Source organism: Lysinibacillus sp. FSL H8-0500, assembly GCF_038051955.1.
GTDB lineage: Bacteria > Bacillota > Bacilli > Bacillales_A > Planococcaceae > Lysinibacillus > Lysinibacillus macroides.
In genome coordinates this window covers 2,275,266-2,300,268 of record NZ_CP150292.1, presented here as the reverse complement: position 1 = coordinate 2,300,268, position 25,003 = coordinate 2,275,266, and the positions used below count along the sequence as shown (strand labels likewise).

General features: G+C 37.6%; 20 protein-coding genes, 1 pseudogene and 1 other annotated feature. Of the genes and pseudogenes, 8 read left to right on the top strand and 13 right to left on the bottom strand.

Translation table 11 applies throughout. The features are described 5' to 3' along the window. Positions 1-57: 57 nt before the first annotated feature. From MHB44_RS10945 to MHB44_RS10935, 3 genes are all read left to right on the top strand, one after another. On the top strand, positions 58-810 hold the full coding sequence (locus MHB44_RS10945) for an ABC transporter ATP-binding protein (protein ID WP_341302794.1): 753 nt from the start codon (positions 58-60) through the stop codon (positions 808-810). Then, the gene (locus tag MHB44_RS10940; protein WP_341302793.1) at positions 807-2,624 is read left to right on the top strand and encodes an FtsX-like permease family protein; all 1,818 of its coding nucleotides are present in this window, start codon (positions 807-809) and stop codon (positions 2,622-2,624) included. The genes MHB44_RS10945 and MHB44_RS10940 overlap by 4 nt, the downstream gene beginning before the upstream one ends. A gap of 78 nt (positions 2,625-2,702) precedes the next feature. Next, on the top strand, positions 2,703-3,074 hold the full coding sequence (locus MHB44_RS10935; protein WP_341302792.1) for a nucleotide excision repair endonuclease: 372 nt from the start codon (positions 2,703-2,705) through the stop codon (positions 3,072-3,074). A gap of 48 nt (positions 3,075-3,122) precedes the next feature. On the opposite strand, the gene MHB44_RS10930 is transcribed toward MHB44_RS10935, so the two are convergent. Continuing rightward, entirely contained in the window at positions 3,123-3,920 is a 798-nt protein-coding gene (locus tag MHB44_RS10930) for a helix-turn-helix domain-containing protein (protein ID WP_341302791.1), read from the bottom strand. Between the two features lie 104 nt (positions 3,921-4,024). Here MHB44_RS10930 and MHB44_RS10925 point away from each other — a divergent pair, with 104 nt between their 5' ends. Further along, positions 4,025-4,798: a TSUP family transporter gene (locus tag MHB44_RS10925; RefSeq protein ID WP_341302790.1), complete on the top strand. Its 774-nt coding sequence runs from the start codon at positions 4,025-4,027 to the stop codon at positions 4,796-4,798. A 33-nt stretch (positions 4,799-4,831) separates the two neighbouring features. Here MHB44_RS10925 and panF read toward each other — a convergent pair whose 3' ends face one another. The 3 genes from panF to MHB44_RS10910 form a co-directional block, all read right to left on the bottom strand. Further along, positions 4,832-6,280 (bottom strand): sodium/pantothenate symporter, encoded by a 1,449-nt coding sequence (gene panF / locus MHB44_RS10920; RefSeq protein ID WP_341302789.1) that lies wholly within the window; start codon positions 6,278-6,280, stop codon positions 4,832-4,834. After that, complete coding sequence (locus MHB44_RS10915; protein WP_341302788.1) at positions 6,280-6,537, bottom strand: YhdT family protein; 258 nt, start codon at positions 6,535-6,537, stop codon at positions 6,280-6,282. Before MHB44_RS10915 ends, panF begins: the two co-directional genes overlap by 1 nt. A 248-nt stretch (positions 6,538-6,785) precedes the next feature. After that, the gene (locus MHB44_RS10910; RefSeq protein WP_341302787.1) at positions 6,786-7,766 is read right to left on the bottom strand and encodes a diaminopimelate dehydrogenase; all 981 of its coding nucleotides are present in this window, start codon (positions 7,764-7,766) and stop codon (positions 6,786-6,788) included. Between the two features lie 265 nt (positions 7,767-8,031). Here MHB44_RS10910 and MHB44_RS10905 point away from each other — a divergent pair, with 265 nt between their 5' ends. Next, positions 8,032-8,343: a hypothetical protein gene (locus MHB44_RS10905; RefSeq protein WP_341302786.1), complete on the top strand. Its 312-nt coding sequence runs from the start codon at positions 8,032-8,034 to the stop codon at positions 8,341-8,343. Between the two features lie 22 nt (positions 8,344-8,365). Here MHB44_RS10905 and MHB44_RS10900 read toward each other — a convergent pair whose 3' ends face one another. The 3 genes from MHB44_RS10900 to yeiL form a co-directional block, all read right to left on the bottom strand. Continuing rightward, on the bottom strand, positions 8,366-10,060 hold the full coding sequence (locus MHB44_RS10900) for a HAMP domain-containing methyl-accepting chemotaxis protein (protein WP_341302785.1): 1,695 nt from the start codon (positions 10,058-10,060) through the stop codon (positions 8,366-8,368). Positions 10,061-10,090: 30 nt separating this feature from the next. Then, positions 10,091-11,842 (bottom strand): methyl-accepting chemotaxis protein, encoded by a 1,752-nt coding sequence (locus MHB44_RS10895; protein WP_341302959.1) that lies wholly within the window; start codon positions 11,840-11,842, stop codon positions 10,091-10,093. A 404-nt stretch (positions 11,843-12,246) separates the two neighbouring features. Further along, complete coding sequence (gene yeiL, locus MHB44_RS10890; RefSeq protein WP_341302784.1) at positions 12,247-12,909, bottom strand: transcriptional regulator YeiL; 663 nt, start codon at positions 12,907-12,909, stop codon at positions 12,247-12,249. Positions 12,910-13,005: 96 nt separating this feature from the next. Between yeiL and MHB44_RS10885 the strand changes: the two genes are divergently transcribed. After that, the gene (locus tag MHB44_RS10885; RefSeq protein ID WP_341302783.1) at positions 13,006-14,157 is read left to right on the top strand and encodes an MFS transporter; all 1,152 of its coding nucleotides are present in this window, start codon (positions 13,006-13,008) and stop codon (positions 14,155-14,157) included. A 167-nt stretch (positions 14,158-14,324) separates the two neighbouring features. Here the strand turns inward: MHB44_RS10885 and MHB44_RS10880 are convergent, their stop codons facing one another. Beyond that, positions 14,325-15,812 (bottom strand): L-lactate permease, encoded by a 1,488-nt coding sequence (locus MHB44_RS10880; RefSeq protein WP_053995685.1) that lies wholly within the window; start codon positions 15,810-15,812, stop codon positions 14,325-14,327. Between the two features lie 131 nt (positions 15,813-15,943). Between MHB44_RS10880 and MHB44_RS10875 the strand changes: the two genes are divergently transcribed. Further along, on the top strand, positions 15,944-16,504 hold the full coding sequence (locus MHB44_RS10875) for an XRE family transcriptional regulator (RefSeq protein WP_053995684.1): 561 nt from the start codon (positions 15,944-15,946) through the stop codon (positions 16,502-16,504). Positions 16,505-16,944: 440 nt separating this feature from the next. On the opposite strand, the gene MHB44_RS10870 is transcribed toward MHB44_RS10875, so the two are convergent. Next, on the bottom strand, positions 16,945-18,378 hold the full coding sequence (locus tag MHB44_RS10870) for a PLP-dependent aminotransferase family protein (RefSeq protein ID WP_341302782.1): 1,434 nt from the start codon (positions 18,376-18,378) through the stop codon (positions 16,945-16,947). Positions 18,379-18,488: 110 nt separating this feature from the next. On the opposite strand from MHB44_RS10870, the gene MHB44_RS10865 reads away from it, so the two are divergent. Then, positions 18,489-19,091: a LysE/ArgO family amino acid transporter gene (locus MHB44_RS10865; RefSeq protein ID WP_341302781.1), complete on the top strand. Its 603-nt coding sequence runs from the start codon at positions 18,489-18,491 to the stop codon at positions 19,089-19,091. Positions 19,092-19,133: 42 nt separating this feature from the next. On the opposite strand, the pseudogene ileS reads toward MHB44_RS10865, so the two are convergent. From ileS to MHB44_RS10845, 4 genes and pseudogenes are all read right to left on the bottom strand, one after another. Next, positions 19,134-22,225 (bottom strand): annotated as a pseudogene (gene ileS / locus MHB44_RS10860) (isoleucine--tRNA ligase). A 61-nt stretch (positions 22,226-22,286) separates the two neighbouring features. Next, positions 22,287-22,526: a binding site (T-box leader), on the bottom strand. Positions 22,527-22,914: 388 nt separating this feature from the next. Then, a complete protein-coding gene (locus MHB44_RS10855; protein ID WP_341302780.1) occupies positions 22,915-23,874 on the bottom strand; it encodes a DUF3221 domain-containing protein in 960 nt (319 codons plus the stop codon). Continuing rightward, a complete protein-coding gene (locus MHB44_RS10850) occupies positions 23,867-24,385 on the bottom strand; it encodes a sigma-70 family RNA polymerase sigma factor (RefSeq protein ID WP_341302779.1) in 519 nt (172 codons plus the stop codon). The genes MHB44_RS10855 and MHB44_RS10850 overlap by 8 nt, the downstream gene beginning before the upstream one ends. Before the next feature lie 56 nt (positions 24,386-24,441). Next, on the bottom strand, positions 24,442-24,879 hold the full coding sequence (locus MHB44_RS10845; RefSeq protein WP_341302778.1) for an Lrp/AsnC family transcriptional regulator: 438 nt from the start codon (positions 24,877-24,879) through the stop codon (positions 24,442-24,444). Positions 24,880-25,003 lie beyond the last annotated feature (124 nt).

The following is a 25,003-nucleotide window of genomic DNA, read 5'->3' as shown; positions in this document are numbered from 1 at the left end:
TCACTATGTAGAAAAGTTGCACCTGCGATAAGCTAAAAGTGAAAGGAGTGACTGAGCATGATTACAGTCCAAAAACTAACCAAGCATTACCAAGCCTTTCCTGGCGCAGCAATCGTCAAAGCGGTGGATGGCATCTCACTCACAATCGAAGCAGGAGAATTTATCGGCATTATGGGCGCCTCAGGCTCTGGAAAAACAACATTATTAAATATGCTTGCTGGCATTGAACCTGTGACATCAGGCGAAATTACTATCGCCAATACTGATATCACAAAGTTATCAAAGGATAAAATGGCTTTATTTCGCAGGGGGCAATTGGGGTATATTTTCCAAGACTTTAACTTACTCGACAGCCTTTCCGTCAAAGAAAATATAGGGCTACCCCTTATTTTAGACCGTCAGAACCCTAAAATCGTTGAACAAAAAACTCGACAATTAATGAACTACTTAAATATTGCCCATATCGCTGACAATGCCCCTGCTCAAATTTCAGGTGGACAAAAGCAGCGTGTGGCAGCCGCCCGTGCATTAATTACAGAACCCGCCGTTATTTTTGCTGATGAACCAACAGGCAATTTAGATTCAAAGTCAGCCAATGATTTAATGCTGATGCTTAAGCGCCTAAACAATGAATTGGCAAATACAATCGCGATGGTTACACACGACGCATTTTCTGCCTCATTCTGCAAAAAAATTATTTTTATGAAAGACGGCAAGCTAGAAATGACCATTGTATCTAATGGCAATCACACACAATTTTTTGACCGTATTTTAGAAGCACAGAGCGCGATTGGTGGTGCAAAAGATTGAATTTTCAAGGCATCATGAAGAAAAATATGCTATTCCATGCACGTAAGTACATTTCTATTTATATTGTCTATGCGCTGATTGTGACACTGCTCTTTTTATTCGCGAGCCTATTGTATAATAAAGTCATCATTCAAACACTAAAACCAAGCTATTATCAAAACTTACAGCTCGCACTTAGCATGGTAGCCGCATTTTCAGTTATCTTTATTACCTACGCTACTGTATCTTTTGTGAAATATCGTGGACAGGAATTCGGTACATACATTACTTTGGGCATGACATCCAAGCAAGTAATTCGCTTACTTAGCTTTGAGCAATTGATTATTACAGGCAGTTCACTTGCCACAGGTTTATTAGCAGGCATCGTATTCGGCAGGCTATTTTATTTAGGCTTCCAACAATTTATACACATTCCTGAATTAACATTTCAATTGAATGCACCATCTTTCAGCATCACCATTGCCATCTTTTTAAGTATTATGATGGTCACATTTTTCCTTAGTGCGCTTTATATCAAACGTCTATCGTTGGTACAATTAATCCGTGCAAAAACGCTTAAAGATGCCACAAAGGGCAGCTACCTTCTAGGGTTTATCAGCATTCTTTTATTTGCTGGCAGCTTATGGATAATTCCTTATGCGATGGCGAATAGGCATGAAATATTACTTAAAATAGCTGTTGCGCTTACATTGATTACACCTTATTTCATGATTGGTGCAGGCCTTTTAGTCATTAAACATATCATAATGAAGATATCCACCAAATTTTACCAACGTTTGATGTTGACCTTCTCTAATGTTACACATCGACTACGTGCCTTCCAAACAACGTTGTATCTTGTGATGATTATGCTGGGTGGCTCTATTGTCTTTATGGGGCTTGCGTATGTACTATATGCCTCGACAGAAGAAATGAACGACGCTAGTAATCCAGCTTCTTATATGTATGTCACATCAAAAGATTGGCAAGGGCTTGATGAACAAAGCGAAACATTCGATTTTGTGGTAGACAACTATGCAAGGCAGATTCAAGGCGAATGGGGAAAGCCACTCGATATTATTGTCGTATCAAAAACACAATATGAAAACTATATGCATGAAAAAATCACCACACCTGCCCTTATTCGAAATGACAAAGAGCTTGAGCCATTCAAAACACCTATAAAATGGAACGGTATGACCTTAAAAGACGTTCAACATCTATCACGTGCTGTCACAAACAGTAGCTTATTTGGCTATAATATACAAGAAATCCTTGTAATAGATGACCCAAGTATTTATCAAGAAAATATCTTTACAGCACACAAGCTGGGGCATAGGGTAAGCAAAGCTGAGGCATTGGTTTATGAAAAAAAGCTAAAGAGCATCAATAAAGTAGATCAAATTCCATCACAGTACAAACCCGCCTCCAAAGAGCTTGAACTTGAAAGCGATTTTCAGCGCACAGGCCTAGCCCTCTTTATCTCAAGCTTTATCGGTCTGCTATTTGTACTCGCCAGCGGCATCGTGCTCTTCTACAAAGTACTTTCTGACCTCCCAGCACAAAAAGAATATATGCAATCTTTAGAGCGCATCGGTTTACGTAGAAGAGAGAAAGAGCAACTCATTCGCAATGAGCTACGTATCCTCTTCTTCACCCCTTTCTTTTTAAGCGTCATGCTTGTCTCGTACTATTTCTATCTATTTTTTCATCGATTCCCAAATACATGGGATTATATGCAGAAGCTAGGGCTTGTGGTAATTGTGTTCTTTGTCATTCAGTTTATTTTTTATAGCTATAGTCGGGTGAGGTGTGAGTGGGAAACAAATTTATAAATAAAATTTCCCTTTCTGGTAAACATACCATTAGTATGGTATCATATAGCTTTAGGGATAGAGAGGAACGTGAACAGCTTGATTAAAATTGAATTTCCAAAACCAGATGTAGTCATTCGTCAACGTGAGCAAGATCTAAAGCCTGGTGATGTGCCGATTACACCTTACCATGGATTTATTGATTTCCATAAAATCACACGCGAAAAAGGCGGCATTTTCTTATTTTATAATGAAAAAAATGAACTTTTATTTGTTGGAAAAGCCCGTAAAATCCGTCAACGCATTAAAAAACATTTTGAAGACAATGTCTCACCTGTGAAAAACCATCGTGATGAAATTTTTAAAATTGAGGTATATGAAATAGAAGACCCAATGGAACGCGATATTTACGAAACATATGCCATCAATGTCTTCCGCTCCAAATACAATATTGATAAAGTATTTTATTAAGAAAAAGTGAAATCTCTTTCAATAGGGATTTCACTTTTTTTTCTTGGCTCATATGCTAGAGCTTCCATCGAGGAAAAAGGCTTGGCGCTCTTTTGTAATCCACTCCTCCAATGCTTGATCATCACGCTTGATTAAACGATTGACTAGCACATCATGCCAAATATAATCCTCCAGTAAATAAATATGCACAGGGTCTGTTGTAATAAAGGCGATTTCCTGCGTGGATGGTACATGACCATAAATCATTTGCTGTCCATCGACGGAAATAATAAACCAATGCGGTGTGGAGGGCTTTTGTGTATAGTGTGTCATGCGATGCTGTTCTAATGTAGCAAGCGGATTTTCCACATAGAAGGTAATGCCGTGAATAGGGACACGCTGCCCTGCCTCTTGAATGGCTTCATATAACGCTTCATACATATCCTCCCACATTGATAACAGCACTTTCTGCTTAGCATTTTGGAGTAATGATTGACAATAGTTTACAATCGCTTCCTTGCCTTTTAGCATAACGACTTTATGCTCCGCTTCTTGCTCCTTTGTTTCTAGCCTGGCTAACTTTGTACCAATAGATGTAAAACTTGCTTGCCAACGCTGCTGCATTTGCTGTAAAAAAACCGCTACAGGTAGCGCAGCATATATGGTTTGCTCGGCTGTTTCCTCCTTGAGCACAATTCCTTTGTCAACAAGGCTTGTTAAAATATCATAAACTCTAGCACGAGGTATTCCTGAATTTTTACTAACCTGATAGGCATTTACATGGCTATGCTGCACAAGTGCCGTGTAAGCCTTTGCTTCATACTCCGTAAAGCCTAGTTCCTTTAATTGGACAATTAATTCCTCCATCAAATCCCTCCATTGCCCTTATTATAGACGAAAAAATAAAGGGTTTACAGCATTCATTAAATTAGTTACTATTCTAGTAGTAACTAATTTAGTGGGGTGTTATCATGTTTTTCGATATAGATATAGATATACATATTCTTCTTTTGTTAATTGCCTTTGGTTTTTTAGCAGCCTTTATCGATTCTGTTGTAGGTGGCGGTGGCTTAATTTCATTACCCGCTTTACTATTTGCTGGGCTAAATCCAGCCGCTGCTGTTGCAACGAATAAGCTTGCAGGCTCGATGGGCTCGCTTACCTCCACCATTTCCTTTTATCGCTCTGGGCAGCTTGAGATTCGCCCTGTTCTTAAATATTTCCCACTTGCCTTTATTGGTTCATTGTTTGGCGCATGGACTGTGCACTTAATCAACCCAGCGCTGTTAAAGCCATTAATGCTTGTGATGTTAGCGGCTGTGGCAGTTTATACAATCTTTAAAAAGGATTGGGGCGCTATAGCAGCCGTGAAAACTCTTTCGCGCACACATTTACTGTTATTTATGGCTTTATTATTTAGCATTGGCTTTTATGATGGATTTCTCGGTCCTGGGACGGGCTCTTTTTTAATTTTTAGCTTTTTACTTGTGGGCTTTGATTTTTTAAAGGCTGCGGGCAATGCAAAGTTTTTAAATTTAGCAAGCAATGTAGCAGGTCTTTGTATGTTTGCCTACTTAGGGCAAATTCATTATGTCTATGGATTTGTTATGGGGATTGCGCAAATTGCTGGGGCTATAGTTGGTTCACGCCTAGCGATTCAAAAAGGAAGCGGCTTTGTACGTATACTGTTTATTGTTGTAACAATCACACTGCTTGCCAAAAATGCCTATGATTATTTAAAATAAAAATGCCGCAGAAGCTTATTCTACGGCATTTTTTTATTCGATTATTAGAGTTGTATCTTTCATTTTATGATGGGTCAGCAAACTGACGCTTACAAAAATAATCAAGGATGCCACAATGGGAATCGTCACAGTATGCATGCCAAAAACGGAAGGATAGAATCGATCAATGACAATATATAAGGTCATTCCTGCAATCATGGAGGCAATTGCCCCATATTTATTAGCCTTTTTCCAATATAGCCCTAAGACAACCGACCATATAAAGACTGCCTCTAGTCCCCCAAAGGCAAATAAATTTAGCCAAATTAAAAAGTCTGGTGGATTCAGTGCAAAGAGAACCACGGCTAAGCCAATCACTGTTGTAACGATAAAGCTTACTCGTTTAATCTCGGTATCATTCGCTGATGGTTTTATATAATTTAAGTAAATATCCTTCACCATTGTTGAGCTTACAAGCATTAATAGCGCATTAACCGTTGACATTGTAGCCGCCATTGGGGCAGCTAGTACAATACCTGCTAAAAATGGCGGTAGCACCTTTAATGTCAGTAATGGCATCACCTTATCACCAATTTCAATCCCTGGTAAGACAGGTCTTGCTAGGACACCAATTAAGTGCATTCCAAACATAATTGTCCCTATGGCAACCGTGCCAATAATAATTGCAAGGTGCATACTTTTCGAGTCCTTGTAGCTCATTGCACGTACAGCAATTTGCGGAAGCCCTACAACGCCTACACCAATTAAAATCCAAAATGTTGACACATAGAGCGGTGTTAAATCACCCTCTGCCCCAAATGGTGACACAAAATTGGGATTTTCAGCAACGAGTGAGGCCATAATATTATCGATGCCACCCCCTGCCACAATGGTTCCGATTAATAAAATAATTGTCCCAATCACCATAATAGAGCCTTGGACAGTATCTGTTAATGCAACAGCTCGAAAGCCACCAATAATTACATAAACTAAAACTGAAATAGCAAAAATAAAAAGTGCTGCTGTGTAGCTTAAGCCTGTTAATGACTCAATTAAGCGCGCTCCACCTACCCATTGCGCCATCATCGCAGAAAATAAAAAGACAATAATACTAATAGCCGATACTATCACAATGGTATGGCTTTTGTAGCGTTCACGTAAAAAGTCAATTAATGTAATAGCTTGATAGCGGCGAGCAAGAATCGCAAATTTCTTCCCTAGTATCATCAGCACAAAATACCCCGCAGGCAGCTGTGCCATTGCCAGTAATACCCAACCAAGCCCCTTTGTATAGGCTACACCGGGTCCCCCGATAAAGCTACTTGCACTGCCGTATGTCGCAATCATCGTCATCGCAAGGATAAAGCCGCCCATTTCACGGCCGCCAAGAAAATACTCCTGCAAGAATGAATTGGAAGAGCGAATATGCTGATTAGCCCAAATACCAATGCCAAAAATAATAATTAAAAATAATACCAATGGAAATACAACTTGCCAATGCATTAGCGCTCCTCCTCTTCAAATGGAACCTCTTTGAAAAAGAGCTTCATCACAACCCATATAAGCAGAATCATAAAGCCTGTCCCTACAATGCAGCTATAGAAAAACCATGCAGGAAAACCTAAGACATACGAATAATTCGCAGGATCACCTGCACCCAGCCCATAGGCAAAGCCGAACCAAATAGCAAAATTAATTAGAACAAGTCCAATCCCAATCAGCGCCTCTTTATGCGCTATTCTAAAGCGTTGATCTTTCACATGCCAATCCTCCTAACCTACTCTATTTTACTGATATGTTTGCCTGATGGGAAGCATTGTGCCTATTCAGTGGTGAATCCGCTTGGTGCTCCTATCCATCTACTAGAAGGATTTCATTTTTGCATGGCTTCTATCCGCGGGTTCAATGCTTCTATCCGTCAGCCACGCAATTCTATCCATCCCATTAAACCGCTCCTATATAAAAACCCCTGATTATCCAATAAATGATAACCAGGGATTGTTGAGGATTATAGTAATTCTTTACGTAGTTCAGCTGCTGATTTTGGCGATAATAAGCCATATGGGATATCGAATACTGTTTTTGCTCCTTTATCACCCGCTTGGCTTAAACGGTGTGCTGCACGTGCATATGCTACTAATACACTTGATGTAAAGTTTGGATTACTTTCAAGTTTTAATGAGAATTCAAGAATTTGTTTATCGTTAGCGCCACTTTCACCGCTGCGAATCACGAAGCCACCATGCGGCATACCTGTATGATTTGCTTTAAATTCTTCCTCAGAAATAAAGTTAACTGTTGTGTTATATTCATCAAAGTAGTTAGGCATTGTCACAATTTCTTGTTCCACCTTTGTGGCATCTGCCCCCTCTTCTAGGACAACCCAGCATTCACGCGCATGTTTTTCACGTGTTGTTAATTCAGGATTTTCACCGTTACGTACACGCTCTACAGCTTCTTTAATCGGTAGTGTGTATTGAACAGCATTTTTCACACCTTCGATACGACGGACTGCATCGGAGTGACCTTGGCTTAAGCCATCTCCCCAGAACGTATATGTTGTACCAACTGGTAATACTGATTCTCCTAGTAGGCGATTTAACGAGAATAAGCCTGGGTCCCAGCCAACCGAAATCACAGAAACCTTTCCAGATTTTTGTGCCGCTACATCTACAGCCTCGAAGAATTCAGGAATTTTCGCATGTGTATCGAAGCTATCAATTGTATTAAACCATTGCGCAAAATGTGGCCCTTGCTCCGGTAAATCTGTTGCAGAACCACCACATAAAATCATAACATCAATGTCGTTTTGGAATTTTTCAGCGTCATCTACTAAATAGACGCTCGCATTACTTGCTATGTTAACTGTTGAAGGATCACGACGTGTGAATACTGCCACTAATTCCATATCTGGATTTTGTGAAATGGCATGCTCCACCCCACGACCTAAATTTCCATATCCTACAATACCTACCCGAATTACACTCATTCAAATTCCTCCTTACGATTTCGTGACTATGTGAAAACTTTCACGTTAAATCTACATACAATAATACTTCGTGTTAGGAAAATTCACAATAGTTTGAGTAGGAGTTTTTTTCAAGAACATATATCTGTTTTCTATCATTTCCATTCCATTCTCAGATGAATACGGTTCCATCTATCATAAAGGTTTTGTTAAAATTTTGTAAATAACAACTATTTTCACAAACCTTTTTGTACAATAAAGGTAACGACAAAAGGGGGCATGTTGAATGAAAAGTATTGGTTACTCATCAAGCACAACATTAGCACAAGGAGAACTACTTGCATTCCATATGACACAAAATACTGCAAACACACATAGTGAAGCGATACAATCGGGCAGGAAGTCGCACGAAAAATTTCCATCAAACAATCATGTATGTATTGGTGTTTTACCTTTTGACGTTTTAGAAGACATCCCTGACATCTCCATCCGAAAAAATAAGGTTAATGAGGTGGATTTCTACTATAGTGGTAAGGATATCGCCCGCTGGTTTATTAAAAAAAGTGAATACAACAAGGATGGCTTTGACCTCATGTAAAGAAGTTAAAGCCATCCTTATTTTATAGCTTATAAAACTGAATTAATTCCTCTAATTGATCGGCTGTTTGTGCTAGCTGATCTGTACTGTTTGTCACAACCTGAAGCGAGGTACTGGATTGCTCTGCTGATGCGGCTGTTTGCTCCACACTGGCTGCAGCCTCCTCTGTTACAGCAGCTATTTCCTCAATCATTTTACTAACATTTTCACTATCCCTCATGACCATTTCAATTCTCTCAGAAGTATCTTGAATATTAGTTGTCACCATTTTAACGGCCTCATTAATATTTTCAAAGGTATGCCCTGTCATTTTCATTTGCTCTGAACCCCTTGCGACCTCTACATACCCCTGTTGTAAAAATTCTGTCACCGTGTGGGTTTCTTGCTGAATTTTCTCCACAATGCCTGTAATTTCAACTATAGAATAGGAAACTTGATTGGCCAATTTCTTTACTTCCTCTGCTACAACAGCAAAGCCTTTTCCGGCATCCCCTGCACGAGCCGCTTCAATTCCAGCGTTCAATGCTAATAAATTCGTTTGATCGGAAATCTCTCGAATCACCCTAACAAGCTGATTAATTTCCTGTGATTGCTTTTCTAAATTGTTTACATTTGTTACGGTACCCTCAAATACCTGATGAATAATGGACATTTGTAGTAAAGATTGATCCATTAATTCTTTTCCCTCACCCGTCATCACTAATATATCATGTGACTTCTGAAATATATGCTGACCATTTTCATTCATTTCACAAATATTTTTGGAAAATAGGTCCATCCTAGTCACCATTTCAGTTGCTAAATTCGCCTGTGCTTCAGCTCCGGAGGCAAGTTCTATCATTGTTTCCGTAATTTGCTCTGATCCATTGTAAACTTCTGTAACAGACTGAACAATAAAACCAACTTGTTGATGTAATTCCTGTGCAGAACCTTTTACCTGCTGCAATAAACGATTATTATTTTCACTAACAAAATTAGATGCCTTCATCAGCTCTGCCACTTCATCTTGAAATTTTACATTGAATGGTGGATCTGTTAAATCACCTTCAGCAATTTTTTGTAAACGTTTCATTACCAAATTAATAGGCTTCACAATGCCATTTGTTACTAATATGGCTATAATTATTCCTGTTAGAACTATAATAATAGTGAAAATTGAGTTGAATTGAATATTTTTATTGCCTATTTCAATCACATGGATGCCTTGTTCTAATACATTTTGCTGGCGTTCGTCTGCCATCGCTGTAAAACCACTCATCAATTCTCTTGCATAATTTTGTGCCTCTCCATTTAAAATAGCTTCGGCTTGTTCAATCTTTCCCTGCTCAAAAAGAGGAAAAACATTTTCAATAATCATTTCATGCCATTTTCTTCCTAATAATATAAGCTCCTCCGTCTTTGCCGATTCCGTTTGTTGCAGTAATTCTTCCTCTAAGGTATTGGCTTGCTCAGCGTATTTCTCAAATTCATTTTTATAGGAAATATCACCTGTTAGAATATACCCTCTGGCTAATGCAATTTTTTCTGCCGTGTTAAAGGCCATAGATTGATCCAGCATAAGTAAAGGGAGCTGCTCCTGCATAATATAGTTGGTGTCTTGATGAATGTTTTTCATCGACTTGATTGTGTAAAATGATAGGATAATCATCAGTAACAAGACAAGCAAGAAACCAAATAAATTTTTCTGTCGAACTGATTTAAGTTTAATTATTGCCATTTTTATTCCTCCAGAATTGTTTAAACCCTATTAATGTTCATATTGTTGTTTCTCACTTACTAAAAGAGCTTTTAATTGCTGTAATTTATTCACTACATCATGAGAAACCAAGGTAATTTCTCGCAGATAAGCTTCCGTTTGATCTTTGTTGCCCTGATTGAATGCTTGTACAGCCTTTTTTGCCAATTCATGGATGAGTATATGAGGTTCTTCTAGCTCTTTAAAAATAGCTTTATCTCCAAGCAATGTTTTACCTAATCCGTAATACCATTTACCGAGACGACAGCTTTGATAGGAGGCGATTTCTTCTGCAGACATTTTTTCAAAGCCTAATAGTAAATTATAAATTTTCCAACTCCAGAGCAAATGATCAGTAATCGCTAATTCTATAACATCTTCCTGACTAATAATGTAATTATTTGAAATTGTTTTGGTACGGTAATCATCAATCATATGGCTCAGTCGATAAATGGAGGAGCCCATATGAAATACGATTTCCTTACTTTTCGCCATGCTCTCAGTAATATTTTGATTGCACTCCGAAATATAGTTAGCAGATGCAGCTTGATTTCTAGCTACCTCAGCAATTTCCCCAAAACGAACACCTTGCTGCTGAATATTATCGTTTAAATTTGTGAGTGTTTCTGTAATCATTGCCGTATCGACTACACCCTTATGCAAATCTTTGGCAAACTGCTGTGTAATCGATTGTATATCTGTAGTTATTAATAGTAATTCATTTATGTCAGCATGAATGGAAAGCACGGACGATTTTGTATCATCAGCTAATTTACGAATTTCCTCTGCTACTACAGAAAATCCTTTTCCTGCATCTCCAGCTCTGGCTGCTTCAATCGTAGCATTGAGTGCTAAAAGATTCGTCTGATCTGCAATGGCTTTAATTAATGCCATTAACTTTGCCACGCTATTTACATGGTTTACTAAAAGACCAATATTTACCTGCATTGATTTTTGGCTTTCATCCGTTAACTGTAGAATAGAAGTAATATGCTTTAAGGAGGCTAGGTCTTCATTTAATTCAAACAATGCCGTTTTAGTTTGAGCTGAAATATCACTTACAGAAACAGCAATTTCTTCAATACTATTTTCTAAATCCTGCATCGATTGATTTGCGGCAACAATCTCTTTTTGCTGCACCTCTTGAAACTCGATTAGTTCTTTGATTGAGACAAGTTGTGTATTATATTTAATAATTTCTCCTAACCCTGTAACAACAGAATTTGCTTGATTTTCTATATAGGTTTCAAAGATAATTTGCTGATCTATATTCAATAAACTTTCAAATGCGAGTAGGACATCTAGCATGTTTTTTGGATTTCGAGATAATTCTTTCACAATGAGCGGGATGAGCAATTGATTGATTAACATATAGATGGCAATGATCTGGTTTGGTAATATGCCAACGCTTAAAAGTATGGACGATAATTTCCTTCTTTTAAAAACATACTGAAGGTTCAATTCATCCTCAAACAGGCTCTTAAAATAATCATCGATTAATTGCTTTTCTCCTCCTATTTCAGGATACTTTTGAGCTATTTGTGCAAAATCATGTACGTCATACAAACGGTCAGATAGATTGTCTAAAATTTCTTGTCGATTATTCTCATAAATTGTACGTAAATAACGCACTAGCTCCCTTCTATTTTTCGAAAAAGCTAAAAAATCTAACTTTTCTTTAAATCGCTCATTGGATTCTATATCGGAAAAATTTAGTGCAGAAAAATAATTATAATCACCAGCTACTTTCCTAGAAAAGAACATTTTTCTTTCGCTGCATAGCCCTAGCAAATGGACAAAAGGCGTCACAGCTCCCCCCTTTTTCTTGTTCATGATTTTTATTATTTTCAAGTGATTCTTAGATGTCATAGTTAAAAATAGTATAAACACAGAAATAGATAAAAACAACCTATAAAGTGTAAGATTTTAGTTCAAATTAAATTCTAAAGAACCATTATAAAAGACCTATTCATTTTTCGATTTCTTCTATTTGAAAAATACAGGAGTTTTATCACAGTTCAATTTTGTACAGTGAAAGAATGCTTATTTTTGCTAGAATACTTATTTTTTAATAGGCAATTACGCTCTCTTCTATAAATGACAGGTACAAAAATATAAAAAAAGGGGACCCAAATAATCTTTGAGCCCCTCCTTGCGTATAATAGTTTTCATTGTATCTCCTGTGCTAGCTGAGCGAGACGCTTTTTATCAATAATATGGTAGCCAGTCTTGCGTTTTTCCACTATCTGCTCTTCACAAAACTGTGCCAATACATATAATAAATGACGATAAGAAACCCCTAAATACTCACAGATTTCCGTATGCTTCTCTTTATAAATACCTTGTTCAGCAGATAATTGAATAAAAGCCGCTAAACGATTTTCAAGTGGATAGGCTTGATTTTGTGTATATTTAGCCGTCATATTCGTTGCTTTTTCCCCTAAAAATAAACAAAGCCTGCGCAAAAATAAAGCATCTTCAAGTAACTTTTCCTTACATGACTGCGTAATCGAGTAACAAATGGTCTTGGTGACGGTCTGTATCCCCTTTGTATACCTTGCCTCATTTAACAATTCAATTTCCCCCATAAAAAGAGGCGCTTTTAGGTATTCAATAAGTGAAACCTTGCCATTTTTATGCGTCATATAGAGCTTCGCCTTGCCTTCTAGCATGTAATACAATGTGTCTGGAAAAGAGCCTTCCTGAAAAATCCACTCCCCTTTATCAAATTGGCACACTTCAAGATATGGCTGAATATCAAATGAAAAGAAATCGTCAATAGGATATTTTTTCAAATAATCGCTACGTGCTCTCCCTGTTAAAATATGCATTTTTTATATGCTCCTTTAAAAATATGAGATATCTCACATTATTGTAACGATGAACATGCTATGATTCAACATAGTTAATGGAGGTACGGTAATGATATGAATAATCAACGTTGGCTTTCTCAAAGTTTCTTTACATTTTTTATGACATGGGGCATTTTTTTACCCTACTGGACAGGCTGGCTTGTGGATGCGAAACAATTAACCGTTTCTCAGGCAAGTATTGTGATGGGCTGTGGCTTATTGGCTCGTGCAACATCAAATTTATTATTCTTTCCCATGCTAGCAAAATATGTCCATAATAAACGGCTCATTACGATTTTTGCAGTATGCTCACTACTAACTGCGCTGCTGTATATACCAAGCACAGGCTTTACCACCCTATTGATCGTAACAATTTTATTTAGTACATTTTATCCCGCATTATTGCCTGCTGTTGAAAGCAGTGCCGCAACGCTTGTCCAGCATGGCAATATTCATTATGGTAAAAGTCGCTCCTATGGCTCACTCGGCTTTGTCATTGCTGTATTAATCATTAGTATGCTAACAGGTGTTTTTGGCAAAAACGCGATTTTTTGGAGCATGATTATAGGATTAAGTGGTATGTTGTTAATGCAACAATTGGCAACACCAAAGGAATTACTGATTGTACCAACAAAAGAACAACGCGCCAAATCATTGTCAATGAAAGCATTGTGGCAGATAAAAGGCTTCCCGATTGTGCTATTTATTCTTATTTTACTACAGGGGGCACATGCCTCTTACTACAGCTATGGCTATATTTATTTAGAGGATTTACAGGTAGACCCATTCTATATGGGAATGATTATTAATATCGCTGTTATTTGTGAAATTCTGTATTTTATGAAGGCTGATACATTATTCACAAAATGGCGCACATCGTCTTTATTACTGTTAGCAGCTAGTGGCTCTTCCCTACGCTGGTTATTGATATTTATGTTCCCCAATATTTGGGTCTTTATTGCTTCCCAAACATTACATGCACTCTCGTTTGCCCTTGCACACTTCGCCTTTATTCGCTATTTAACACAAACGTTGCCAAAGGAACAAATTCCAAATGCACAGGGCCTTTACTCGGCATTGGCAATGGGCTTAAGCACAGCCATCTTAACATTTTTAGGCGGCTATTTATATGAAATTTCTCCAGGGCTATCCTTTGGTGCCATGCTGATTTGTACCGTGCCAGCAATCGCTATTTTGCTAATGACACGCCAGAAATATCACTATTAATACAAAAGCAGATGAGTTCGCCTCATCTGCCTCTAGGTTTGCTCCACGTTCATTTAATTTAGCAACTATATCTTATGAAATACTCATTTATAACTTTGATTTTTGTATTCTCAAAATACTAAAATAACTATATTGGCTAATCTTAAAAACAATACGCTATGTTTAAGCTAATCATGAAAGAAATATAGTATAAGCAATTCAATTAATATTATTGAAATAGTACCTAATCCTACTAATGCTACTTTTTTTTGAATCTCATTTTCAGAATTATTTATTTTACATACTGAACAACTTAAGGCCACCCGTGAAGGATTAACCATTGTCATTAAAGAAGAACTTACATTCTGAGAACATGCTATCAAGGTTGGTGACATACCTATTTGGAGTGCTGTCTCTGTTTGTAATCTAATAAACATCGTATTTGATGCTGTATTACTTCCTGTTAAAAAACCACCAGTTGCTCCAATTAACGGTGCTATAAATATGTAAAATTCGCCAAATGATCTTGCAGCTACTGAGGAAAGTAATTGTATCATCTTAGCTTCAGACATTATTTCAGATACTACCACATATAGAAAAGTTGTTACAATTACAGGCCAACATTTTTGTATAGTAGAGTAAATACTATCTTTAATCTCCAGTTTCTTCAAACGATAAAATAATATTGTAAAAATACAGACTATAATCAAGAAAAAACCTGGTGAATATAAAAATGCTAGTTGAAAATTATATTTTTCTATAGTCAAAGTAAATGTATTTGTTAAAAAATCTTTAAACGGGACAATCATTCTTGATGAAAATAATAAAATTATTAAAAGTAGATATGGCGTAATATTTTTTATAAATGATGATTGCATATTTTGTTCAGTATTATTATCTAAAGTATTCTTGCTTCGTTGTTTAATTATTAAAAAGATAGAGGAAATCACAATAAGTGATCCAAACAATCCAGCAAGTTCAACGCTAGCAAATCTATTACATAGCCATACCGAGGATCCTAATAAAAATCCAATAAATATAACAGAAAATAGCCTCTCCAATAAAGCCTTTTTTCCCACACCAATATAAACAACTAATATTGCATAATAAATATATATTGGTATACACATTAATGCACTACCCATTCCCAACTCATTTAAGGGAACATTGCCTAATGTTGCACCTATTATCGTCCCCATAGCCAATGTACCCCAAGGTATAATGCATAAACTGACTAAGGCAATTAGTGAAGATTGAATAGGGCTAAATCCTAAGGCAATTAGAATAGGAGCTATAACAATAACCGCTAAACCAAATCCACTCACTGCTTCTACTAACGGTGATAAACCTAAAGCTAAGATAAGAATCTGATATACTTTATCACTTGTTGATGTTGTAATAGAGGAGGCTATTCCATCAATAGCTCCTGATTTCTCCATTAATTGAAATAAGAGAATACCAAAAAATAATATATAGACTATTACAGATGTAGTAAGAATACTTTTTATAATAGGTTCAGGTAATATTTTTATGCTAGTATTAAATACAGGAGATACAGCTATTACTGTCGTTATGATACAAGCTACAACACCTGTAAAAATGGAAGATTTTCTTAAAACAAAAATCATAAATAAAATACTTAACAATGGTAGTAATGCAAAGATAACTTTTAACATTTTTATCACTCCTATTTCTTTTCTACTTTGCCACGCTGAAATTATACTATAGAAAAAAATTTTTTCTATAGTGTAATTCCGAGCTTTAAATATGTTCTACAAAAATAATCAAATAAAAGGAGAAATCATTAATGGGGTTTGGAAAACAAGTAAATACTATTAGAAAACAAAACAATATGACATTACAAGAACTTTCCACATTAAGTAAAGTAAGCGCATCTATGTTATCTCAAATTGAAAGAGATGAAAAAAACCCAACAATTCAAGTAGCTTGTCAGATTGCAGAAGCATTAAATACTACTTTATCTGCATTACTAGATCAACAAGAAAAAAGAGATATAATAATTATGAGAGCAGATGAACGTCCAACTTATTTTGATGAAAAATTTGGCTTCCAAAGGCATTTATTATCTCCTGCATTTCCATCTCGGGGCATTGAGTTTGTTAAAAACATTATTCCCCCGCATTCGGAATCTGGCATATTTCCAGCTCATAAACCAGGTGTTAAAGAATATATTTATGTCGAGAAAGGCCAATTAGTAGTGGAACTTGGAATTGATGATTTCCACGGGGAATTATTAGAAGGAGATTCATTATTTTTTGAAGCAGATACAGAACATAGATTTATAAATAATTCAATATCAGAATGTCATTACTTTTTAGTGATTGATTCAACACAAAGTAAAATTTAAACCTGATTAATGCTTCATCCATTACAAAATATAGATCCAATACAAGAATAATAATAAAAAAATAGGTTGACACCAAAAAATGAACTGAACCCCGAATAGTGGACACTTTAAAAAAAGTGGACCTTATTCGGGGTTCAGTTCACTAGCCTAAAAAAGAGGTGCTTTTTTGTACCATCTTGAACTTTTTATTCCCATATCGTTTCTTTTATCATTTTATTGATTCTATAACTGCTTAAATATATAATGTATATTTTAAAAGACTCGGTTGATTCTTGATTATTTTATAGAAACTATTATTCTTCAACCTAAACATCTCCGAAAACCTACGATCTATCAATTACTCCCCCATATCTCCTATAAAATCACTATTACAAATCATATTTTAATTACCTTTTTATGCAAACTCCAAATTAATACCTAATGGTCAATATTATTTACTTTCATCTTACCACTTCCTCCACAGCACATTCATATAATATTTTTAAGCCATTCTGTAATTCTTCATAACTTGCATAAGCATACGATAGGCGAATATGATGATGGTCTTGCGGGTTGTAAATATAGCCAGGATTCAGTAAAACACGTTGCTGTAATAGCTTAATAAAGAACGCTTTATCCACAATAGACTGGTGAAATTTTAGCCAAATATAAAAGCCTCCCTTTGGTTTATTCCAGCTAGCTATATCCTTAAATGTCTTCTGTAACAACTGTTCAACAAAATCGGCTCTCTCTTGCAATTGCTGACGTAAATGGAGAAGATGTTTTTCATATTTTCCAGATTGCAGCCAATGCCAAACAATTTCTTGGGAAATCGCACTAGAGCCGTAGTCTGTTTGCATTTTAATATCTGCTAGTCGCTTAATGACAGTAGTTGGACCGATGAGCCAGCCAATGCGTAGCCCAGGGCTTAGGGTTTTAGAAACGCTGCCAATATAAAGAACTTGTCCGCTACTATCCATTGCTTTAATCGGAGGTGATGTCTCTTCAAAAAGCAATTCATGATAAATATCATCCTCTATAATCGGAATGCGTGATGCCTGACATGCTTCATATAGCTGTTCTTTTTCCCGTGCTGTCCATACATGACCTGTTGGATTATGTAAAGTAGGTATGGCGTAAAATACAGCCTGTTTCTTTCGTTTCCTTTGCGTCAATGTTTGCGCAAGCTGTTCATTACGGTCAATGCTAATCATTTGCATGCCAACTGACTGAAAAGGATGAACAGAATTTAAATAGGAGGTTGGATCCTGAAAGACAATGGACCCTTGCTCTAATAAGCCAACAGCAATCAACTGTAGTGCCTGAAGAGCACCTGAGACAATACAGACGTTTTGAGGCTCAGCTGTAATACCCCTTTTTTGAACATATTCACAAATAGCTGCACGAAGCTGGTCATTGCCCTGTGGTGAAGAGTAGCCTAATGCTTTTGGCTCAAATGATAGTTCTTGAAGTGAGGCTTCTATTTCCTTGATGGGCAATAAGTTGGGGGCTAGCTCTCCCGTTCCTAAACGAATTATACCATCACGCTGTTCGTATTCGTTAATTAATTGGATGGTGTGGTAGTTTGGCTTATGGATGCTCGTTTCGATATAGGTTTGCCAATTCGGCTGTGTTTGTTGGATTAATGCATGCCAGGAATTGTGCGTAACGTAAACACCAGAGCCTACTTTTGCTTCAAGGATGCCCATTGCCCTTAATTCCTCCAAAGCCTGCTGAACCGTGCTACGATTCACATCGAACTGCATGGCCAGCTGTCTTTGGGTAGGGAGTTTTGTCCCTGCTGCCCAGTCTCCTCGTTCCACATTGGCTGTTATCCACTGTACAATCTGCTGCTGTAATGTAGTGTCACTTCGTCTATTCGGCTGCCAGCTCATGTTCCTTCCCCTTCCATGCTATAAAATTGGGTGGATAAAAAACCATCCGATTGGTCGTTTTCTTTTAGTTATACCATATCTAAAATAAGTAAAGAAAGGAGGAATGATCGTTGGAGGCTTTTCTTCATGGTATCATTTTAGCATTTGGACTCATTTTGCCATTAGGCGTACAAAATGTTTTTGTTTTTTCACAAGGAGCTACACAACCAAATTTATTACGTGCTTTGCCAGCAGGTGTGACAGCTGCGATCTGTGATACACTGCTTATTCTACTTGCGGTATTCGGTCTGTCATTAATAGTTCTACAATTTGAGTGGTTGCGTATCACTTTAATGACTATTGGTATCATTTTTTTACTTTACATGGGCTATAGCATTTGGCGTTCAAATCCAGCAAACACTGAAAATAGCGAAGCATTGCCTATAAAAAAACAAATTCTCTTCGCACTCTCTGTGTCACTTCTAAATCCACATGCTATTTTAGATACAATCGGTGTTATTGGTACAAGCGCATTAAAATATAGTGGAACCGAGCAAATAATGTTCACTGTTGCTTGTGTGTTCATTTCCTGGCTATGGTTTTTCGGTCTCACATTGACTGGCGCCTCGTTCAAAAAACTAGACGGCTCTGGAAAATTGATGCGACTATTTAATAAATGCTCCGCCGTCTTTATTTGGGCAACAGCATGTTATCTGGCAAGTGGCTTATTTTAACGTACATAGAAAAAGCTTGGGAGGTAACCCTGAGCTTTTCTTTTATAGAGAAACAAATAAAGTGAGCTTTTCATTAAACAATGCCGTCTCAATGGATTTTGCATGAGGCCATTGCTCACCATAATAAATAGCTTTGACTAATACATTTTCTTGTAATAAAGCTTCGTGCTGCTGAATCATGAAAAGTACCCCTGCACTACCATTAAAGGCAATCGATACATATTGCGCCACTGGTAGCTGCCATTTTTTTCGTGCATCTTGTATAGTACGAATCAATTCTCGTATTTGCCCTTCTTGTAGTAAGCTCTCTGTAAGTTGAACATTCATCAAGACACGGCAAGTGCTATCCTCCGCTAAAATATAATGGTCCTTGACGATTGATTCAGCTATTACATGTTCTCTTAATAATGTTAGCTGTTGACCGTCCATCATGAGATCCACAGTTTCATGATGTTGTAGCCTTTGTTTCTCTTCCTCTGTTAATGACAACACATACTCTTTTACTTGATGAACCTTTGGACCAAATGCCGCTCCCGCTGTTTTAAAATTCAATTTATAATGCACGCTTTCATAGGCTGAAAAATCATGTGTCCATCTACAAGCTTTGATGTTTAACTCATCCTGAATGAGTTCGCTATAGGCTTGGTAATCCGACAGTTCACCTTTTAGGGCAACAATGAGTTCACTTAAAGGCTGCTTGACCTTTATTCCCTGACTATTGCGAATGCTACGTCCAAGTTCCACAACTGTTAAGACCGTTGCCATTTCGTGTTCAAGCTTCACATCCACTAGTTGATCGTCGAATAGTGGATATTCCTCAAGATGAACACTTTTTCCACATAGTTGACGGTAGATATCCTCTGCTATAAATGGTGTAAACGGTGCTATTAATTGACAAATGGATGTCAGTGCCTCGTAAAGTGTGCTAAATGCACCTCGTTTATCTGCTGTCATTCCATTTGCCCAAAATCTAGCACGTGAACGACGTATATACCAATTGCTTAACTCTTCCACCAATTGACCAATTTCCCTTGTAGCCTGTGTAAATTGATAATCATCCATGGAGGTTGTGACAAGCAATATAGTGTGATGTAAGCGAGACAATATCCAATGATCTAGCTGTGAACGTGTACCTGTATTTGTAGCATCATACGTAAAGTCATCGATTTGGGCATACATGTCATAAAATTTAAACGTATTGTCGAGTGTATCCACAAGCTTAGATTTCGCATCTAAGACAATTTTCTTCGAAAAACGCTTTGGATTCCATGGGGAGCTATCAACTAAAAATGCCCAACGTAGAGCATCAGCTCCATACTCCTCGATTAACTCAACAGGCTCTAATGCATTGCCTTTACTTTTGGACATCTTCTGTCCATGCTCATCGAGTACATGCCCTAACGATAGCACATTTTTATAAGGTGGTTTTCCTGTAAACAAGGTCGATACTGCTAATAAGCTATAGAAAAATCCTCGCGTTTGGTCGATGCCCTCAATGACCACATCTGCTGGAAACTGATGATGAAAGTTCGCTACGTCTTCAAAAGGATAATGCTGTTGGGCAAATGGCATCGAGCCACTGTCAAACCAAACATCGATAACTTCAGGCGTACGTTTCATGTCGCCTTGGCAGACAGGACAGGTACAGACAATGGCATCTATAAATGGCTTATGGAGCTCTAATTGTTCATTGACAGCTCCTTTGGCTAATTGTTGTAGCGCTGCAACACTGTTAGGTGCCTCCTCATGATTGCAATCCTGACAGATCCACACATTGAGTGGTGTTCCCCAATAACGATTACGACTAATATTCCAATCCACTAAGTTTTCTAGGAAGTTGCCAAATCGTCCATCCTTAATATGGCTAGGGTACCATGTCACCTGCTGATTATTTTGTAAAAGCTGCTCTTTTAATGCCGACATTTTGATAAACCAGCTATCTGTTGCATAGTACAATAATGGTGAATCACAGCGCCAGCAATGCGGATAGCTATGCTCATATTTTTCTTTAGCAAATAAAAGCTCATTTGCTGCAAGCATTTTAATGATATCGACATCACAATCTTTCACAAATCGTCCAACAAGCTCAGGTACCGCTTCTGTATAACAGCCTTTAAGATCAACTACATTGACAAAGGACAAGCCATGTTGCTGCACCGTTTTATAATCGTCCTCTCCATAAGCAGGTGCTATGTGTACAATTCCTGTTCCACTATGCTCTGTCACATAATCTGCCATGACAATGATATGCCCTTTATCGACGGCTACATAGGAAAATGGCGATCGATAGGAAACACCTGCAAAATCCTGACCGTCATGCTCACTTAATATCTCAACAGGCTCTGAAAAAACCTTTGCTACCAACGATTTGGCTAGTATATAGATGCTGTTTGCATGCCTTACACGGACATATCGAAGAGCAGGATTCATAGCCAAGGCTACATTGGCTGGTAATGTCCAAGGCGTCGTTGTCCAGCCTAAGATATATTCGTCTCGATCCTCTAGCTTAAACATTGCAGTAACGGATAAATCCTTAACATCCTTATAGCCCTGTGCCACCTCATGAGAGCTTAAGGAAGTTTGACAGCTAGGGCAATAAGGTGAAACGCGATGTCCTTTGTATAACAGTTTTTCCTTGTGAACATGGCTTAAAATATGCCACACAGATTCAATATAGTCATTACTTAATGTTAGGTAAGGATCATCCATGTCAAGCCAGTAGCCAAGTTGCTCTGTAAAAGTACGCCATTTTTGCTCATAGGTAAAAACGCTCTTCTTACATGCTTGAATAAATTGCTCCACCCCATAGTTTTCAATCTCCTGCTTTCCAGAGATCCCTAAAGCCTTTTCTATCCCTAATTCCACAGGCAACCCATGTGTATCCCAACCTGCTTTGCGTTCAACTAAATAGCCTTGCATTGTTTTGTAACGGGCCACCACATCTTTTATGGTTCTACCAAATGCATGGCCGACATGTGGTAACCCATTCGCTGTTGGTGGTCCCTCATAAAATACAAAGGGCTGCTGTCCAGCACGATTGCTTACAGATTTGGCGAAGGTCCCTTCTTGCGACCATAATGCACGAATCCTTGTTTCCGTTCCACCGTTGTTTCCTTCTTTTGTTCTTTCTTCATATTAGTTCCTCCTATACAAGCAAATTTGTATAAAAGGCATACAAAAAACCCCGTCCCAAGGAAAAGGGACGGGGTTAACCGCGAATACCACCCTAATTTCTATTGACACGATGGCCAATAGCACTCAGCAACGTACAATCATACGTGTTCTTTTTAACGGTAGACACCCGGATTAGCTTACTCGATTCAGCTAATCTTCTCAGAGAGGATTTTCATGTAACACCTGCACACCGACTTCCACCAAATGTCGGCTCTCTGTAGAACAAAGTGAAACACTACTCTTTCTCATCAACGAATTTGTATGCTTTTATTGTCCTTCATCTTAGCAAATTACCAATTGTCTGTCAACAGTGGACAATCTTAAAAAATTCCGTTGAAACAAATGATAATGCTTTGATGAAGGAGCGCATATTGATGCTGATAATTAGTTTGAATCAACAGCTCTTTAGCTTTGAGCATTTTTCAACACACATAGTCTATCCTTTAATTTTCCTTCAATTTATGATGTAACCGCAAGTATATATCTCCCCTTCGTTCCTTCATGTTGTACTCAATACTACTTTCTTAAGATAGCTCCTCTAATTTTCATCCCTTTTTAAAACATTTATTAGAAAATATTACTTTTTCTCCAATTACAAAGAAAAAATAAAGACTAGACATTCCAGCAATTTAGAATGTCTAATCTTTTATTATTGATAATCCTCGACTATCTTTATTCCGATGTTATCCTTAAAATCTAAGAATGGCCTAGAACCGTCGCCACCAATTGCTTCGCTATATTGTACCTCCACCCGATCGCCAACGGACAATGCTTTAGGGACATTAACAAGGGGAAACCACGTACCATTTGTATGCTTCTGTACAATTTCATCCGCAGATAATTTCGTTAAATCGCCTGTAAAAGCACCCGATACAACTAAAAATTCATATTCCTTTAAAGCAACAACCATTCCGCTCCGTATATAAATCATTTGGTTTTCCTTTTCAGGTATCTTATATTTCTCTCGTAAAAAGGCAATCTCTCGATGATAATGCTGCTCTAAATAGCGCATCGCCTCTTGCTCAACAAACCACATACGAACTTGATCGCTTGTATTTGGATAATCAGCTTTCGTTGCGTCCCATAATAAGTCACCTGTCGCTGCTTTATAGGCAATTGGCTTGGCATAGCTTTCAATAAACGCCTCTTCTGACATTTGTAGCATTGACAAACGCTCACTCAGTGTAAGTGCCCCATAATGAAAACTATCCATGACTTCTTCTAATTTCTTAGCTACTTGCGATTGTGTAGGTGCTAGTCCTTGCGATTGTGCATAAACAAAGGCTGACTCTACCATTAAAAAGCTATCAAAGCTATATCTATATAGACGGTTCTTGCCATTCATTTTTGCATCGCTTTGTAAAGCTAGCTCCAACATTTGTTCATCTAATACAGGCGGGATCATAGAAGCTTGCTGTTGTGCATCCTTGTATTGATGATAAATAAACAATCCTATACATACGCTTAAGACCATGGTGAGTACCCCATATTGCCAGCGCTTAGAAGATTTTTTTTCATGTCGTTGCTCTAAGTGCTGCATAACATTTGTCATCACACGCTTTTTACTGTCCGATAAATTCCTTAGCACCCTTATATCTACCTTACTCATGCAAAAGCACCTCCCACTCAATATGCTGAAGCTTTGGCTTTAGTAACTCTCGCCCACGACGCAACCTTGTTTTCACTGTACTCTCAGGAATATTTAAGAGCTCCGCAATATCCACAACAGCCATTTCTTCAAAATAAAAGTGACTAATCACCTCACGCTGTTTTAACGGCAATGCCAGAATAGCATTTTCTATTAACGTTTGTTCATCCTGCTGAACAAGCATATCCCTTCTGATAATGGCTTGTTTAGCAAAAATTTTCTGCTGTACTTGAATTTTGCGATAGCTCCACCTGCGCAAATAATCTTTACTTCTATTTACAACTAGCTTTGATAAATAAGCCTTTAATTCTCCGCGTTCCTCATAATTTTGCTGGTTATCATAAAATTTAATAAAAACATCCTGAACAATATCTTCTGCACTTTGTAAATCCCTAACATAGTAAAAGGCAAGACGAATTAATCTTTCCGTATGCTGTTCCATAATTCGTTCTAGTTCGCTGATTTGCAACATCTCTCCCCCTCTCTATCCTATAAACGGTGCTCATGGACGGAAGGTTTGCTTTTTTATTAGTAATCATCAGAAAACGGTGTGATCACCATTTTTTCCATTGAAGATAAGATAATATTGGTAGATGGTGTACCATAGGGCATCGCTGCATCAATAAACTGCTCTAATGTTTCAACTGAATAGGTTGCAAGTTTGACAATATAGCTAATCTCCCCCGCTACCCGATAGCATTCAAGCACATCTGGATGCCCCTTACAAAACGCTGCAAGGCTTTTGCAATCAATGGATTTAAACAAAATAATTGCTTGAATGGTGCGCTCTATCTTTGTTAAATTCAATTTTGCATGATACCCTTCAATCACCCCTTGTTCCTCAAGCTTTCTTACGCGTTCAATAACAGCAGGGGAAGATAAATGAACCGCAGTAGCTAACTCCTTCATTGAGATTTTCGCATTGCCCTGTAGTTGCTGTAAAATATTCATATCAATTTGATCCATGATTAACTTCCTTTCTAAATTAACTATTCTCCCTATAATTCCTGTTAAAATAAAGTATTTTATCTACCTTACATTATACAGCTTCTGTTCTTACAATGTTGTATTGCTTACAATAAAAGCAACA